Raw genomic sequence first — 14,380 nt, 5'->3', positions numbered from 1 at the left:
CACACGATGTCCGGAAATGGCTACATTCGGCGTATGGACACCGAGGCCCAGCCTGTCGGACGTCGCACCCGGAACGCGGTCGTGGTCGCGATCATGCTCGGAATGTTGCTCGCGGCCCTCGATCAAACGATCGTCGCAACCGCACTGCCGACCATCGTCAGTGACCTCGGCGGCGCCAACCACCTGTCCTGGGTCGTCACGTCGTACCTGCTCGCCGAGACGATCATGACCGCGCTGGTCGGCAAGTTCGGCGACCTGTACGGACGCAAGCCGATGTTCCTGATCAGCGTCGTGCTGTTCCTCGGCGGCTCGGCCCTGTGCGGGATGGCCGACTCGATGCTGTGGCTGGTCGGCTCCCGCGCGATCCAGGGCCTCGGCGCCGGCGGGATCATGGTGACCGCGATGGCCGTGATCGCGGACGTCGTACCGCTGAGCGAACGCGGGAAGTACCAGGGCGTGATGGGCTCGGTCTTCGGTGTCTCGACCGTCGCCGGACCATTGCTCGGCGGGTTGTTCGTCGACCACCTCAGCTGGCGGTGGGCGTTCTACGTGAACATCCCGCTCGGCATCGTCGTACTGGTCGTCGCCTCGATCACGTTGCCGTCGGTGAAGGCCGCGATCGAGCCGAAGATCGACTATCTCGGCATCCTGTTCATCGCGCTCGCCGCGACCGGGCTAACGCTGGTGACGACCTGGGGCGGCAACGAGTACGACTGGACGTCGCCCGTCATCATCACGATGGCGATCGGCTCATTGGTTGCCCTCGGCTTGTTTGTCCTGGTCGAACAGCGTGCCTCGGAGCCGTTGCTGCCGTTGCGTTTGTTCCGGTCCGGGGTGTTCACGGTGTGTGCCGTGATGAGCTTCATCATCGGGTTCGCGATGCTCGGCGGGGTCACGTACCTGCCGACGTACCTGCAGTTCGTGCACGGCGCCTCGGCGACCGAGTCCGGCCTGCAGATGCTGCCCCTGGTCGGCGGTCTGCTGGTTGCGTCGGTCGTGACCGGTCAGACGATCAGCAAGACCGGCCGTTACCGCGTGTTCCCGATCGTCGGCACGGTCCTCATCGGTGTCGGGTTGTTCCTGCTGTCCCTGCTCGACAACTCCACGTCGTACGTCGTCACGGCCGGCTACATGGTCGTCCTCGGGGTGGGTGTCGGTCTGTGCATGCCGGTCCCGACGGTCGTTGTCCAGAGCACCGTCGATTATGCGGATCTCGGGGTCGCGACGTCCGGGGTGAGCTTCCTGCGCACGATGGGCAGCTCGTTCGGGGTCGCAGTGTTCGGGTCGATCTACTCCCACCATCTGCCGGTTCATCTGGAGGAAGCCGTCCGGGCCACCGGCGCGGATCCCCGCGTGGTGACGACGGTCGAGGGCGTTCGCAATCTCCCTGAGTCGATGCGATCAGCGGTCACAGCGGCGTACGCGGACTCGTTGCACACCGTGTTCCTGTGGGCCGTCCCGGTGGCGGCGCTCGGGTTCATCACTGCGCTGCTGCTGAAGGAGGTCCCGCTCCGCGACTCCGCGCGGATGGCCGCCTCCGATGTCGGCGAGAACTTCGCGGCCCCGGCGTCGTTCGACTCCGAGCACGAGCTTCAGAAGCTCGCGGCACTCGTCGTACAGCACCACAAGCGCAACCCCGCGCCCGAGGTCCTGGCCGAGTCCGGTATCCCGCTCACCAACGCCCAGGCCTGGATGATCATGCGGGTCTTCCGCGGCGGCGCCGAGAAGGGCTCGGCGACCCTGGCCGAGATCACCGGCGACCTCCGCATGCCACCCGGTGTGCTGGAACCGCTCGCCGACCAACTGGTTGCCGACGGCTACCTTTCCGAGACGCTCGGGCACTACCGCTTCACCCAACTCGGCATGGAGATGTTCCAGCGCTTCGTCGGCGCCTTCCGCATCTGGATGCTCGACCGCCTCACCGACTGGGACCCTGAGAACTCCGAAGCCTTCTCCCACGCCGTGGACCGCATCGCCGAACAAATGATCGACCAGGGCCAATCCCTCACCACCGGCAAACACGCCGCGGCCCTGGCAAGTACTCAGTAGCTTCGCCGGTGCCGGTGCCCCATGCTTGGGGGATGGCTGATGGGGACGTGGCGGCGGCTCTGGCCGGCAGCTTCCTCGGAGGATTGCCGGCTGAGCTGATCGAGCGGTTGCTGGCGACGGGTGATCGGATCGATTACCCGGCCGGCAGCACGCTGTACCGGGAGCGGTCCACGCCGCGCGCAGTGCTGGTTGTTCGGGGGTTGCTGCGCGTTTACATGTCCTCGCCGGAAGGGCGCCAGGTGACAGTCCGGTACGCGCGGGCTCGCGACGTACTCGGGATCGCCGTACTTGTCGCGGGTCCGGCCGACGTCGGCGTACAGACGCTGGCCGAGTGCACCATCTTCCGGATCGACGCGGGGCTGCTGACGACTGCGGCGCGTGCCGACAGCCGGGTCGGGTGGGCGCTGGCGGAGGAGCTCAGCCGGCGGCTGTACGAGAACCTGCAGCAGACCGCGGTGAACGCCTTCGGCACGGTGCGACAGCGGGTCGCCTCTCACCTGCTCGACCTCGCGTCGACCCAGCAGGGTCCACGCGGCGAGCTCGTCGCCCGAGTGTCCCAGCAGGACCTCGCGGATTCCGTCGGTTCGGTCCGCGAGGTGGTGGCGCGCGTACTGCGGGAGTTCCGGCTGGCCGGGCTGGTTGCCACGTCGGCCGACAAGGTCCACATCCTCGATCCGACCGGTCTCCACGACCAGACCTGGAACCCCGACGACGCGTGACCTCGGTTACGCCCGCGCACTACAAAAGTCACAGACGCGGCCGCGGCTCTCCCGAAGACTGATGCCCTCGGCCCCGAATCCGTCGGGGCCCGAAGGGAGTTCAAGTGTCCACGGAAGCGACCAGATTGCCGGCGCGCACCGGCACCGGTGACCCGGTCCGGGCGGTATCGGTGATCAGCACCGGCAGCGTCGAGATCCACCCCGAACACGCCTACGGCTCGCGGAAGCCGTTGTACTGGTGGCTGCTCACGTCCCGCCGCTGGCTGCCGCCCCGCCCGATCAACGTGTACGTCATCGAGCACGCGAACGGACTGGTGTTGTTCGACACCGGTCAGGACCGCGCCTCGGTGACCGATCCGTCGTACTTCCCGGGCGGGTTCAATGGGGTCGTGTACGACCGGTTGGCCAAGTTCCACATTGCCGAGCAGGAAACACTCGACGCGCAACTGGGCACCCTCGGGTACTCGACCGCCGACGTCGACAAGGCAGTCATCTCGCACCTGCACCAGGACCACATCGGCGGGATCCCCCACCTCGGCGGCAGCGAACTGCTGATCACCCGAGCGGAATGGGACCAGCTGTCCGGCTTCTCCCCCGAGGCGCGCGGCTTCCTCCGGTCGCACATCGACGTACCGGGGGCGCGCTGGAAGCACATCGACTTCACCACCGACGTCGACCTGACGCCGTTTCCTCGAGCGTACGACGTCATGGGTGACGGATCGATCCTCCTGTTCCCGACGCCCGGTCACACGCCTGGGTCGATCTCGATGCTCGTACGCCGGCGCGAGCTGCCGCCACTGCTGATGGTTGGCGACCTGACGTACGAGGCCGGGCTGCTCGAACGCCGCCAGCTACCCGGAGTCGGCGACCGCGGCGAACTCGCACGGACCACCGACAAGGTCCTGACCCTCGCCGACCACCTGCCGGGCCTGGTCGTTCTCCCCGCCCACGATCCGACCGCGGCTCAGCGCCTCGTCGACAGCTCACGGCGGCCGCAATGAAATTCACCAACACGATCACCATCGAGCGCCCGCCGGCCACGGTCTTCGCCTACCTGGCGAACCTCGAGAACCTCCCGCGGTGGAACTACGCGCTATCCGAAACCCGGCAGCTCACCCCCGGACCACCCGGCGTGGGCACCCGCTACCTGCAGACCCGCACGATCCCTGTGCACAGCGAGGAATCCCTGGAAATCACCGAGCTCGTCCCTGACCAAAAACTGACCGTCTCGGGCACGCTCAGCTCCCTCCCGGCCGTCCTCACCTACACCCTCGAAGCGGTCGACGGTGGTGTGATCCTCACCAACACGGTCAACCTCCAGCCATCGGGTCCGTCAAAGCTCTTGGCCCCGATCGCCGCCGGCCGCATCAAATCAGCGGTCGCCGCAAACCTCGCCGCACTGAAGCAACTCCTCGAACAGACTCCGCACTGACCCACGGGATTGCGATGCTGGGTGGGGATAAGTGCAGGGTGGTTGGGCAGTCGCAGGACGTCGAGCAGCTCTATGCGCGCGAACTTCTTGCTGATGGCAATGGTTCGGTCGGTTATCTGCTGAAGGACAGGGTGTTCAACACCGAACAGTTCGTCGAGGCGGTACGGTCGGTGGCCGCCGGCGGTACCGCGATGGATCCGCAGCTCGTCGCCAAGCTCCGCGATCGGGCAACAACTCACGCTGTCCATCAGCGCCGTCACCAAACACATCGCCGCGATCTTCGCCAAGCTCGACCTGCCCGCGTCCGACGACGAAACCGTCGCGTTCTGGCCGTCCTCGCGTATCTGAACCGCTGAGCCGTATCCTCGCACCCATGTTGAGTGACGGAGTGCGGACGATCTCCGCAGGTGGGGTCGATCACTGGGTCCGGGTCGCGGGCGGTTCGCATGACGGAGTACCGCTGGTCTTGGTGCACGGCGGGCCGGGCGAGAGCTCGTACTCGATCGAACGCTCCGTCGGTGGCGCGGTCGCGGAGTTCGCGCCGGTCGTCTTCTACGACCAGCGCGGGTGTGGGCGAACGGCGCGTCCGTCGGACCCGAGCACGTACACGATGGCGCAGCTGGTCGCCGACCTGGACGACCTGCGTACGGCGCTGGGCGTCGAGCGGATCGTGCCGTGGGGCGCCTCGTTCGGCTGCCTGCTGGCCGCGGAGTACGCCGTTGCCCACAGCAATCATGTGGATGGGCTGATCCTGCACGCTCCCCCGATCGTCGACCCGCTCCACCCCGGCCTGTGGACGATGCGCCCGGCCGCGGTCGACCCGATCCTCACCCCGGACGAGCGCACTGCTCTTCGCGATCAACTCGAGCCTCTCACCGACCCGATCGAGCGCACTTTCGCCGCCATCGGCGCCATCGCCCAGAGCGAGAACGCGGCCGACTTCTTCTACTACGACCCGGCCAACATCCCCGCCGACGACCCCGACGCCCCGGAATCCAATCCGGAGATGGCAATGGCCCTGGTGGGCACCGAGCGCGCGGACCTGGCCGACGATCTGGCCGGCATCGAAGTACCCACCCTTATCCTCGCCGCGCTGTGGGACCGCCACGTCGGCTTCGACCTCCCCCGCGACCTCGCCACCCGCCTCCCGCAGTCCACCCTCGAGATCTTCGATCGCTCGGCCCACTCGATCCATGACGAGGAACCGACGAAGTACGTCGAGTCGATCCGCAAGTTCCTGGGGCGCTGAGGCGTGCGCTCACTCGGAGAATCAGTCGAGTACCCCGGCCGCGGGCTCGCGATCGGCCGCGACGCCGACGGCGTACCGTTCTTCACCTACTGGCTGACCGGCCGCTCACCCGCATCGCAGTCGCGTGAGCTCGTCGTCCACGAGCGGGAGATCGTCGTCCGCGACACCTCGGGCGGCCCGACCGACGACCTACGCCACTACACCGCCGCCACCCGCGGCGACCACTGGGTCATAGTCGGCAACGGCACCCAGGTCAGCGACCTCACCGCGCTCCGCCCCCAGCAACCCGATCTGCAACTCGCTCTCCGCCACCTGACCTACGAGCCCGACCCACCCATCCGCACGCCACGCATCACCGCCGCGGCGACAATCACCGGCTTTGAACTCAACGAGGTAGTGGTCGGCTCGGCGCGGGCGTACGACGGCGCACCCGAGCTGACCCAGCACCCGTCCCTCTACACATCCCAGGTCGCCACCGCTACGGCAGTCACCACAACCACCTACTCCGGCTCCGCGGCCCAGATCGTGACCAACGGCCATCCGCAGGTGGTCGCCGTCCCCTTCACTTGGTCCGACCTCACCGACCTCGTCTGGCGGTCATTGCAACCATCTCTCCGCGTCGCAGCCATCACCGTTCGCCTCGATACTCCCGCCTTCGGCGAGGTCCGCTTGCAGCACAGGTGACGCCCTCTGCAGTCGCAGACGGCTACTCGTACATCTTGTCGAGAACGTCGGCGTACTCGGTTTCGACGTACTTGCGTTTGAGTTTGAGGCTCGGTGTCATCTCGCCGGACTCGACCGTCAGGTCCCGGTCGAGGATCGTGAACTTCTTGATCGTCTCCCAGCGGTTGAGAGTCGCGTTGAGTTCGTCGACGTAGCCCTGGACCATCGCCTGCGCCGCGTCGGACGTCACGATCTCGGCGTACGGCTTCCCGCCCATGCCGTTCGCCGCAGCCCAGCCCTCGACGGCGTCGGGGTCCAGCGTCACCAGCGCGGAGACGAAGTTCCGCTTGTTCCCGTGGACGATGAACTGGCTCGCATACGGGCAGATCGTCTTGAAGCGGCCCTCGATCACCTGCGGCGCGACGTACTTCCCGCCCGACGTCTTGAACAGATCCTTCTTGCGGTCGGTGATGAACAGGAACTCGTCCTCGAAGTGGCCGATGTCCCCGGTGTGGAACCACCCGTCGACGTCCAGTACTTCGGCCGTCTGCGCGGGCTGGTTGTGGTACCCGCTCATCACGCCGTCGCCCTTGATCAGGATCTCCCCGTCCTCGGCGATCTTGAACTGCGTCCCCGGGAACGCCGGCCCGACGCTCCCGAGCCGGTACTGCGAGGGCCGGTTCAACGTCGAGCCCGCCGACGTCTCGGACAGCCCGTACCCCTCGAGGATCAGCAACCCGGCCGCGTGGAACCACTCGGCCAGCGTCTTGTCCAACGCCGCCGAACCCGACACGAAGAACCGGATCCGCCCGCCGAAGCGCGCCCGGATCTTCGACAGCACCAACCGATCCGCGACCGCGAACTGCGCCGCGAGCACACCCGAAGGCTCCCGCCCCGCCTGCCGCAATGCGGAGACCTTGGCCCCCACCCCGAACGCCCAGTCGAACATCCGCGCCCGCGCGCCTCCCTCGGACTGGATCATCGTCCGGATCCGCGCGTGCGCCTTCTCAAAGATCCGCGGCGCCGCCGCCATGAACGTCGGTTGGACAACGGCCGCGTTGTCGACGATCTTGTCGATCCGGCCGTCCACCGCGGTCGCGAACCCGATCTGGCACTGTACGGCGAGCAGCACCTGCCCGAACACGTGCGACAGCGGCAGCCAGAGGAACTGCAGGTCGTCCGGCGACAGCACCCGCATCCCCTCGACCGCGACGCCTTCGTACGTCCACGCCGAGTGCGGCAACCGCACGCCCTTCGGCCGGCCCGTCGTACCTGAGGTGTAGATCAGTGTGCACAGATCGTCCGGCTTGATCGCCGCGATCCGCTCGTCGACCGCGGACGGGTGCTCAGCGAGGTACTCGTCGCCGAGCGCGTCGAGGTCCCCCAGGGAGATGACCCAGTCGCCGTCGCTCTCCACCGGCGTACCGTCGATCAGGACGACCTTGCGCAGCGACGGCGTCTCCGTCCGGTGCTCGCGGAGCTTGTCGACCTGGCCCGCGTCCTCGGCGAACACGAGTTGTACGTCGGCATCGGCCACGATGAAAGCCACGTCGGACGAGATCGTCGTCGGGTAGATCGTGGTGGTCGCGGCAGCCGCGAGTACGGCGGCCAGGTAGCACTCGATCCACTCGATCCGGGTGCTGGAGGCGATCGCGACCCGCTGCTCCGGCTCGACGCCGAGCGCGATCAGCCCGGCCGCGCGCCGGCGAGTCAGCTCCTCGGTCTCGCGCCAGGTCACCGACGTCCATTGCTCCCCCCGCGGGAACCGGAACGCCTCCCGCGCAGGAGTCGCCTCCACGCGCTCCAGGAACATCTGGGCCATCGTGTCCTTGCGGTTGCTCAGGAGAGCAAGCTGGCCGGAATCGGCGACAGGCTTCATAACTGGCCTCCATCGGGGGTCAAGTAACCGGAGGGTAATCGCAAGCGACCGGTCCTGACCATGGCACTCGCTCGCCCGGGTGCACCTTCTCCATTACGTTTCCGCAACATGCACACACGGCGGGTGGCATTCGTCTCACTATCCGTGCTGATCGTCTCCGGCCCAGCGTCGCACTGCTTATCGCTGGGCGAGGAGTTCTGCGATCTGTACGGCGTTGAGGGCGGCGCCCTTGCGGAGGTTGTCGTTCGACACGAACAGGACGAGACCGCGGTTGCCCGGCACGGACTGGTCCTGGCGGATGCGTCCGACGTACGACGGGTCCTGACCGGCCGCGAGAAGCGGGGTCGGGAGGTCCGTGACGGCGACGCCCGGTGCGGATCCGAGAATCTCGGTGGCGCGCTCCGGCGTGATCGGCTCGGCGAACTCGGCGTGGATGCTGAGCGAGTGGCCGGTGAAGACGGGCACCCGGACGCAGGTGCCGGCGACCGGGAGGTCCGGGATGTGCAGGATCTTGCGGCTCTCGTTGCGGAGCTTCTGCTCCTCGTCGGTCTCACCGGTGCCATCGGCAACGATCGACCCGGCGAGCGGGAGCACGTTGAAGGCGATCGGGCCGGCGTACACCTTGGGTTCCGGGAGGGTGATGCCTTCAGTCCCGCGGGCAAGCCTCCCGCCTGGTACGGCGAGGGCGCGGGCCTGGTCCTCGAGCTCTTCCACACCGACACCGCCGGAGCCGGACACGGCTTGGTAGGTGGAGACGACGAGCCTGGTCAGCGTCGCCTCGTGGTGCAGCGGGGCGAGGACCGGCATCGCGGCCATCGTGGTGCAGTTCGGATTGGCGACGATGCCCTTGGGCAGATCGTCGAGGTCGCCCGGATTCACCTCGGAGACGACGAGTGGTACGTCGGGATCCATCCGCCACGCAGACGAGTTGTCGACGACCACAGCCCCCGCCGCGGCAACTTTCGGCGCAAGCTCCTTCGACGCCGTCTTCCCGTTGGAGAACAGCGCAAGCTCCAGCCCGGAGAAGTCCGCCGTCGCGGAATCCTCGACAGTGATCTCGTTGTCACCGAACGGCAGCGTCTTCCCCGCCGATCGCGCCGATGCGAAGAACCGCACCTCGTCCACCGGGAACTTCCGCTCGATGAGCAGCTCCCGCATGACGCTTCCGACCTGGCCCGTGGCTCCGAAAACACCTACTCGCATATCCAAAACCCTAATCCCCCGGCCCGCCGCGCTTCGGCGCATTTCACCATCCGGCGACCTTGAGCACCCACCAACCATTCCGCGGGCGCGAAAGTGGTTGGTGGGTGCCCAAGGACGGCGGTCGGTCAGACGTCGGCGGCGAGGGTCCCGCCGTTGGCGACGTCGGTCTTTTCGATTTCCTGGAAGACGATGCGGACGGACTCGCGCTTGGCGCCGAGGATCGCGATGGCGGAGTCGGTGACGGCGGCGACGAACTCACGGCGCTGGTCGAGGGTGCGGCCGGAGAGGAGTTCGACGGTGATGTTCGGCATGGGGTTGTTCTCCTGAGGGTTGGGGTCGGGCCAGTGTTTCAGGACAGGACCGCGGCGGGGCGGGCGGCGGTCTCGTCCGGGTCGGTGTTGAGCGAGTCGACCAGGTCGTCGACCTCCGAGCGGTTCTCCGGCAGGAGCACGCCGAGGCCGATGTACACGACCAAGGAAGTTGCCAGCGGCAACGCAACGACCACGGTCTGGTCGGTGGAGCCGGCGCCGTACTTGACGATCGCCCACGCGATCAGGCCGATCGCCCACGATGCCAGCGCGGCGCGCAGTCCGCTCCGCCGGAACCACGGCAGCAGGCCGAGCATCAGCGGGATCGCGATCGGCCCCATCGTCGCGGCGACCAGGTCGACGACGGTCTTGATCTTGGTGCGCGACCGGAGCCCGATCAGCACCATCAACACGAAGTACGCGACCAGGAGCGTCCAGTCCAGAGTGGTCATCAGGATCCTCCCAGGGGCGATGGGCGATTGACTGGAAGGTTCCGTGGACCAGAACTCAGTGTCAAGACACGGAACATGGAACATTCCGCGTCGCGTTGCAACGGTTCGACGATTGACATAGTGGTTCCGTTATATAGAACCTAGTTCTGTGACTCTGCAGATCAGGCACGCCACCCATCCCGAGCAGCTGCCCGGTTTCGACACCGCCGCGCTGCGCCGCCACTATCTGGTGGACGACCTCTTCGTCCCGGACGCGATCACCGCGGTGCTCACCCACCACGACCGGATCGTGCTCGCCGGCGCCCGCCCCACGAACGGGCCCCTGACGTTGGAGACATATCCACAGCTGCGCAGCGAGTACTTCCTCGAACGCCGCGAAGCCGGCATCGTCAACGTCGGCGGCCCCGGCACGGTCACCGCGGACGGCACGAAGTACGAGCTGACCACCGGCGCCTGCCTGTACGTCGGACGCGGCGTACGCGAGGTCGTCTTCGAGGGGCCTGATGCGGCGTTCTACCTCTTCTCCGCGCCCGCGCATACCGCCTTCCCGACCGCACAGGTCAACCCCGGTGAAGGCAATCGGCTCGAGCTCGGCGATCAGCAGACCGCGAACCGTCGCACCATCGACCAGTACATCCACGCGGACGGCGTCCAGAGCTGCCAGGTCGTGCTCGGCGTGACGACACTGCACGCAGGCAGCACCTGGAACACCATGCCCGCCCACACCCACGACCGCCGTACCGAGTGCTATCTGTACTTCGGTCTGCCCGAGACCGAGCGGATCGTCCACCTCCTCGGCGAACCCGACGAGACCCGGCATGTGCTGGTCGCGGATCGGCAGGCGATCATCTCGCCGAGCTGGTCGATCCACTCCGGCTGCGGGACGTCGTCGTACAGCTTCGTCTGGGCGATGGCCGGCGAGAACCAGGCATTCGGCGACATGGACGGTGTCGACGTACAGGACCTGCGGTGACGTTCAGCCTCGAGGGGCGTACTGCGCTCGTCACCGGCGCGCGTCGCGGCATCGGCGCCGCCATCGCAGCGGGGTACGCCGCGGCCGGCGCCGAGCTGATCCTGATGGCGCGGGACGCGGCGCTCGAGGACACTCTCGAGGCGATCAAGCAGAACGGCGGCGGCGAGGCGAGCGTGGTGATCGCCGATTTCGCGGATCCTGCCGCGGTCGAAGCGACCGCTGCCGGGCTGGCCAGGGAACGCACGATCGACATCCTGGTCAACAACGCCGGTACGATCCGGCGCACGCCGGCGGCCGAGACGACGACCGCGGACTGGCAGCACGTGATCGACGTCAACCTCAACTCCACCTGGGCAGTCACCCGGCCGATCGGGGCCGCGATGGCCGAACGCAGTACCGGGAAGATCATCACGGTCGCCTCGCTGCTGAGCTTCCAGGGTGGGATCTCGGTTCCGGCCTACACTGCCAGCAAGCATGCGGTGGCGGGACTGACCCGGGCGCTGGCCAACGAGTGGGGTCCGGCCGGTGTGCAGGTCAACGCGATCGCGCCCGGGTACATCAGTACCGACAACACCACCGAGCTGCGCGCGGACCCGGCCCGTGAGGCCGCGATCCGGCAGCGCATCCCGGCCGGTCGCTGGGGACGGCCTGAGGACGTCGTCGGCGCGGCGGTGTTCCTCGCTTCCACGGCGGCCGACTACGTCAACGGCCACGTTCTCGCCGTCGACGGCGGCTGGCTGGCCAGATAATTCGTCCGGAGAGGAGTGGCAGGATGAGCGACATGAGTTCGCCCTCGGCCATCGACAAGACGTTGATGGTGCTGGACGCCGTACTGGAGCACTCGCGGTTCACCGACGTGGTGAACGCGACCGGGCTGGCCAAGTCGACCGTGCATCGGATCATGGCGTCGCTGGTCGAGCACGAGTTCGTCACGCAGGCCGACGACGGGTCGTACCACCCGGGCCCGAAGGCGCTGCGGCTGGCCGGTCACGCGTTGACCAACGTCGACCTGGCCACCGTCGCCCGCCCGGTCCTGGCGGACCTCGTCGCGCAGACGCGCTGCACGGTGCACGTCGGGCTGCTGAACGGCGACGAGGCGATCTATGTCGCCCGTCTCGACGGCCCGAAGCCGTACCGGATGCCGTCGCGCGTCGGCAAGGCGATCTGGCTGCACTGCACCGGCATCGGCAAGGCGCTTCTTGCGGAGAAGGACGAAGAGGAGCTCGACGTCCACATCACCCGAACAGGTCTGCCGGCGCGTACGCCGCTCACGCACACCACCGCGGCCGCGCTCAAGGCCGATCTCGCGCAGGTGCGCGCCCGTGGCTACGCGCTCGACGACGAGGAGAACGAGCCCGGCATCCGCTGTGTGGCCGCCGTCATCCACGACCACACCGGCGCGGCCGTCGCCGCCGTCAGCATCTCCACGCTGTCGCTGGAGCAGTCGATCGCCCAGGTGGCTCTGATGGCCCCGGCCGCGATCGAGGCCGCCCGGAAGATCTCGGCCGCCCTCGGCTACCGCGAACCAACCAACTGAGGGCTACACCGCGACCGGTGCCGGCCGACGACTCTCCGCCCACCGGACCACCGGCACGAACAGCGCGCCGGTGAGGGCGAACCAGACGCCGAGGATGATCCAGCCGGGGACGCCGAGCCCGAGCGGCAACAGAGCCAGAACGGTCGGCGCGATCATCGTGCTGATCGACATGCTGGTGTTCCAGACGCCCTGGTACTGACCCTGAGCGTGGTTCGGCGCCAGGTCGAAGCTGAGCAGGAACGAGCCGGAGGACTGCATCAGCTCGGCGATCACCTGGACCAGCGCGCCCGCGGCAAGCAGCGCGACCGCGATCAGCGCGTTGCCCCACGTCGCGCCGGCCAGCAGCACCATCGAGGCCAGCAGCAACAACCCGGCGGTGCGGGTGGCGCGCGCGGCTGTGGTGGGATCGGCGATGCCGCGCGACGACCGCACCTGGAACAGCGAGACCACCACGGTGTTGATGGTCAGCAGCAACGCGACCGTCCAGCGCGGGGCGTCGGTGTGGTCGACCACCCACAGCGGAATCGCGACATCGAGAACGGCGAAGTGGATGCTCATGCCCGCGTTGAGCGCCGCGACCGCGAGGTAGCCGCGGTCGCGCAGCGCGATCCACACCGGTCCGTCGTCATCACGATGGTGCGGTGCGACCCGCGGAATCGCCAGTACGACGAAGGCCGCGATGCTGCTCAGCACCGCGTCGAGGACGAACATCAGGCGGTACGCCGTGGCGGTGTCGAAATGCAGCGCGAAAGCGCCGACCGCGGCGCCGGCCATGATGCCGATGTTCGTGACGGCCCGCAGGTACGCACGAGCCGCGACCCGTCCCGCGCCGACCGTCACCGCGGCGATCAACGCTGCCCGGACAGCACCCGCGCCGCGATCGATCATCGTCAGCACGATGCTCACGACGAGGAACTGCCAGAAGTTGTGCACACCGAGGTAGAGCAGCGACAGGCCGCACACCATCAGGCTCAGGACGACGAACAGACCGCGCGGCCCACGCCGGTCCGCCAGATGCCCGAGCGGCACGGCGGACAGCAGCCCGAACAACCCCGCGACCGTGAGACCGAGCCCGACCTGTGCGATCGACAGTCCGACGATCCGGTTGAAGTACAGGACGCTGACCGTCATCAACAGGCCGTTGCCGACCCGGCTGAGCAGAGTGGCGAGAGCTAATGGCCGCAACGGTCCGGGCTCGGGCAGGACTCCCCGGCGTACAGACCGCGTCCCCGACTGCGCCCCCGACGGGGCGCTCATCCGCGTGCTGCCACGCGTTGCGCGACGTCGCGGAGTTCCTCCATCAGGTCGACGCCGGAGCTGAGCATTTGCTGCATCTTCGGGGCATCCTGCTCGGCGAACATCAGCGCGATGGTGACCTCGTGCTCCGGGCGGCTGACGATCTCGATCGGGTCGCCGGCGCCGATCGTGCCTTCGCGCAGCACCTTCAAGTAAGCCCCGGGACGGCCCGCCTGGTGGAAGCGCTTGACCCAGTGGGGCTCCTGCATGCGGTGCTGGAAGGTGATACACGGGATGCGCGGCGCACGGACCATGACCTCGACCTCGTCACCGATCCGCCACACTTCACCGAGCAGCGCACCGTTGATGTCGAGCCCCTCGGTGCGCAGGTTCTCGCCGAACAGGCCTGTCGGGATGTCGCGATCGAGTTGGGCGGCCCACCAGTTCGCATCCTCTTCGGCGTACGCGTAGAGGGCGAGATCCGGACCGCCGTGGTTCTCGGTGTCGCAGACGCGGTCGCCGGCCAGGCCGAGCTCACCGACGCGGACCCGGCCGGGCTGCGGCCGCTTGTCGATCGCGGTGAATCCCGTGTCCTTCGGACCCGGAATCAGCTTCTCCACCACATTGACCGTCAGAACGCGCATACCAGCATCCTCCCCGGCCGCCCGGCCGCGAACCAC

Annotated in this window: 16 protein-coding genes; 10 read left to right on the top strand and 6 right to left on the bottom strand. The window is 67.7% G+C overall.

Features of this window, described 5'->3' with window-relative positions; all coding sequences use genetic code 11:
• Nucleotides 1-33 precede the first annotated feature (33 nt).
• From EV653_RS01840 to EV653_RS01815, 7 genes are all read left to right on the top strand, one after another.
• Nucleotides 34-2,049, top strand: coding sequence for an MDR family MFS transporter (locus EV653_RS01840; protein WP_134097304.1), 2,016 nt, complete (start codon nt 34-36; stop codon nt 2,047-2,049).
• 32 nt (nt 2,050-2,081) lie between these two features.
• Nucleotides 2,082-2,768, top strand: a complete 687-nt coding sequence (locus EV653_RS01835; protein ID WP_134097302.1) for a Crp/Fnr family transcriptional regulator — start codon at nt 2,082-2,084, stop codon at nt 2,766-2,768.
• A 104-nt stretch (nt 2,769-2,872) separates the two neighbouring features.
• Entirely contained in the window at nt 2,873-3,769 is an 897-nt protein-coding gene (locus EV653_RS01830) for an N-acyl homoserine lactonase family protein (RefSeq protein ID WP_238159505.1), read from the top strand.
• The gene (locus EV653_RS01825) at nt 3,766-4,200 is read left to right on the top strand and encodes an SRPBCC family protein (protein WP_134097300.1); all 435 of its coding nucleotides are present in this window, start codon (nt 3,766-3,768) and stop codon (nt 4,198-4,200) included. The genes EV653_RS01830 and EV653_RS01825 overlap by 4 nt, the downstream gene beginning before the upstream one ends.
• Before the next feature lie 38 nt (nt 4,201-4,238).
• The gene (locus EV653_RS40925; RefSeq protein WP_166679238.1) at nt 4,239-4,556 is read left to right on the top strand and encodes a response regulator transcription factor; all 318 of its coding nucleotides are present in this window, start codon (nt 4,239-4,241) and stop codon (nt 4,554-4,556) included.
• 17 nt (nt 4,557-4,573) lie between these two features.
• Complete coding sequence (locus EV653_RS01820) at nt 4,574-5,449, top strand: alpha/beta fold hydrolase (RefSeq protein ID WP_134097298.1); 876 nt, start codon at nt 4,574-4,576, stop codon at nt 5,447-5,449.
• A gap of 3 nt (nt 5,450-5,452) precedes the next feature.
• The gene (locus EV653_RS01815) at nt 5,453-6,133 is read left to right on the top strand and encodes an IMP cyclohydrolase (RefSeq protein WP_134097296.1); all 681 of its coding nucleotides are present in this window, start codon (nt 5,453-5,455) and stop codon (nt 6,131-6,133) included.
• Nucleotides 6,134-6,155: 22 nt separating this feature from the next.
• On the opposite strand, the gene EV653_RS01810 is transcribed toward EV653_RS01815, so the two are convergent.
• The 4 genes from EV653_RS01810 to EV653_RS01795 form a co-directional block, all read right to left on the bottom strand.
• A complete protein-coding gene (locus EV653_RS01810; protein WP_134097294.1) occupies nt 6,156-7,991 on the bottom strand; it encodes an AMP-dependent synthetase/ligase in 1,836 nt (611 codons plus the stop codon).
• Between the two features lie 177 nt (nt 7,992-8,168).
• Nucleotides 8,169-9,194, bottom strand: coding sequence for an aspartate-semialdehyde dehydrogenase (locus EV653_RS01805; RefSeq protein WP_134097292.1), 1,026 nt, complete (start codon nt 9,192-9,194; stop codon nt 8,169-8,171).
• A gap of 125 nt (nt 9,195-9,319) precedes the next feature.
• Complete coding sequence (locus EV653_RS01800) at nt 9,320-9,505, bottom strand: tautomerase family protein (protein WP_134097290.1); 186 nt, start codon at nt 9,503-9,505, stop codon at nt 9,320-9,322.
• 38 nt (nt 9,506-9,543) lie between these two features.
• Complete coding sequence (locus EV653_RS01795; protein WP_202871455.1) at nt 9,544-9,954, bottom strand: hypothetical protein; 411 nt, start codon at nt 9,952-9,954, stop codon at nt 9,544-9,546.
• 148 nt (nt 9,955-10,102) lie between these two features.
• On the opposite strand from EV653_RS01795, the gene kduI reads away from it, so the two are divergent.
• From kduI to EV653_RS01780, 3 genes are read left to right on the top strand one after another with little or no spacing between them, the layout of a single operon-like run.
• Nucleotides 10,103-10,927, top strand: coding sequence for a 5-dehydro-4-deoxy-D-glucuronate isomerase (gene kduI, locus EV653_RS01790; protein WP_238159504.1), 825 nt, complete (start codon nt 10,103-10,105; stop codon nt 10,925-10,927).
• Nucleotides 10,924-11,676 (top strand): SDR family oxidoreductase, encoded by a 753-nt coding sequence (locus EV653_RS01785; protein ID WP_134097288.1) that lies wholly within the window; start codon nt 10,924-10,926, stop codon nt 11,674-11,676. The genes kduI and EV653_RS01785 overlap by 4 nt, the downstream gene beginning before the upstream one ends.
• Before the next feature lie 23 nt (nt 11,677-11,699).
• Complete coding sequence (locus EV653_RS01780; RefSeq protein ID WP_238159503.1) at nt 11,700-12,464, top strand: IclR family transcriptional regulator; 765 nt, start codon at nt 11,700-11,702, stop codon at nt 12,462-12,464.
• 3 nt (nt 12,465-12,467) lie between these two features.
• On the opposite strand, the gene EV653_RS01775 is transcribed toward EV653_RS01780, so the two are convergent.
• Both EV653_RS01775 and EV653_RS01770 read right to left on the bottom strand, forming a co-directional pair.
• A complete protein-coding gene (locus EV653_RS01775) occupies nt 12,468-13,721 on the bottom strand; it encodes an MFS transporter (RefSeq protein ID WP_134097286.1) in 1,254 nt (417 codons plus the stop codon).
• Nucleotides 13,718-14,344, bottom strand: coding sequence for an MOSC domain-containing protein (locus EV653_RS01770; protein ID WP_134097284.1), 627 nt, complete (start codon nt 14,342-14,344; stop codon nt 13,718-13,720). The genes EV653_RS01775 and EV653_RS01770 overlap by 4 nt, the downstream gene beginning before the upstream one ends.
• Nucleotides 14,345-14,380: the final 36 nt, after the last annotated feature.

It is taken from the genome of Kribbella pratensis, from assembly GCF_004365355.1.
Lineage (GTDB): Bacteria > Actinomycetota > Actinomycetes > Propionibacteriales > Kribbellaceae > Kribbella.
Note: the sequence above shows the minus strand (reverse complement) of the source record. Positions and strands in the feature narration are given on the sequence as shown.

Excerpts from the sequence above, each read along its gene's own strand:
- EV653_RS01795 (WP_202871455.1), bottom strand. The coding sequence starts at position 9,954 with ATGACCACTCTGGACTGGACGCTCCTGGTCGCGTACTTCGTGTTGATG.
- EV653_RS01800 (WP_134097290.1), bottom strand. The coding sequence starts at position 9,505 with ATGCCGAACATCACCGTCGAACTCCTCTCCGGCCGCACCCTCGACCAG.
- EV653_RS01805 (WP_134097292.1), bottom strand. The coding sequence starts at position 9,194 with ATGCGAGTAGGTGTTTTCGGAGCCACGGGCCAGGTCGGAAGCGTCATG.
- EV653_RS01820 (WP_134097298.1), top strand. The coding sequence starts at position 4,574 with ATGTTGAGTGACGGAGTGCGGACGATCTCCGCAGGTGGGGTCGATCAC.
- EV653_RS01835 (WP_134097302.1), top strand. The coding sequence starts at position 2,082 with ATGGCTGATGGGGACGTGGCGGCGGCTCTGGCCGGCAGCTTCCTCGGA.
- EV653_RS01825 (WP_134097300.1), top strand. The coding sequence starts at position 3,766 with ATGAAATTCACCAACACGATCACCATCGAGCGCCCGCCGGCCACGGTC.
- EV653_RS01780 (WP_238159503.1), top strand. The coding sequence starts at position 11,700 with ATGAGCGACATGAGTTCGCCCTCGGCCATCGACAAGACGTTGATGGTG.
- EV653_RS01810 (WP_134097294.1), bottom strand. The coding sequence starts at position 7,991 with ATGAAGCCTGTCGCCGATTCCGGCCAGCTTGCTCTCCTGAGCAACCGC.
- EV653_RS01840 (WP_134097304.1), top strand. The coding sequence starts at position 34 with ATGGACACCGAGGCCCAGCCTGTCGGACGTCGCACCCGGAACGCGGTC.
- EV653_RS01770 (WP_134097284.1), bottom strand. The coding sequence starts at position 14,344 with ATGCGCGTTCTGACGGTCAATGTGGTGGAGAAGCTGATTCCGGGTCCG.
- EV653_RS01775 (WP_134097286.1), bottom strand. The coding sequence starts at position 13,721 with ATGAGCGCCCCGTCGGGGGCGCAGTCGGGGACGCGGTCTGTACGCCGG.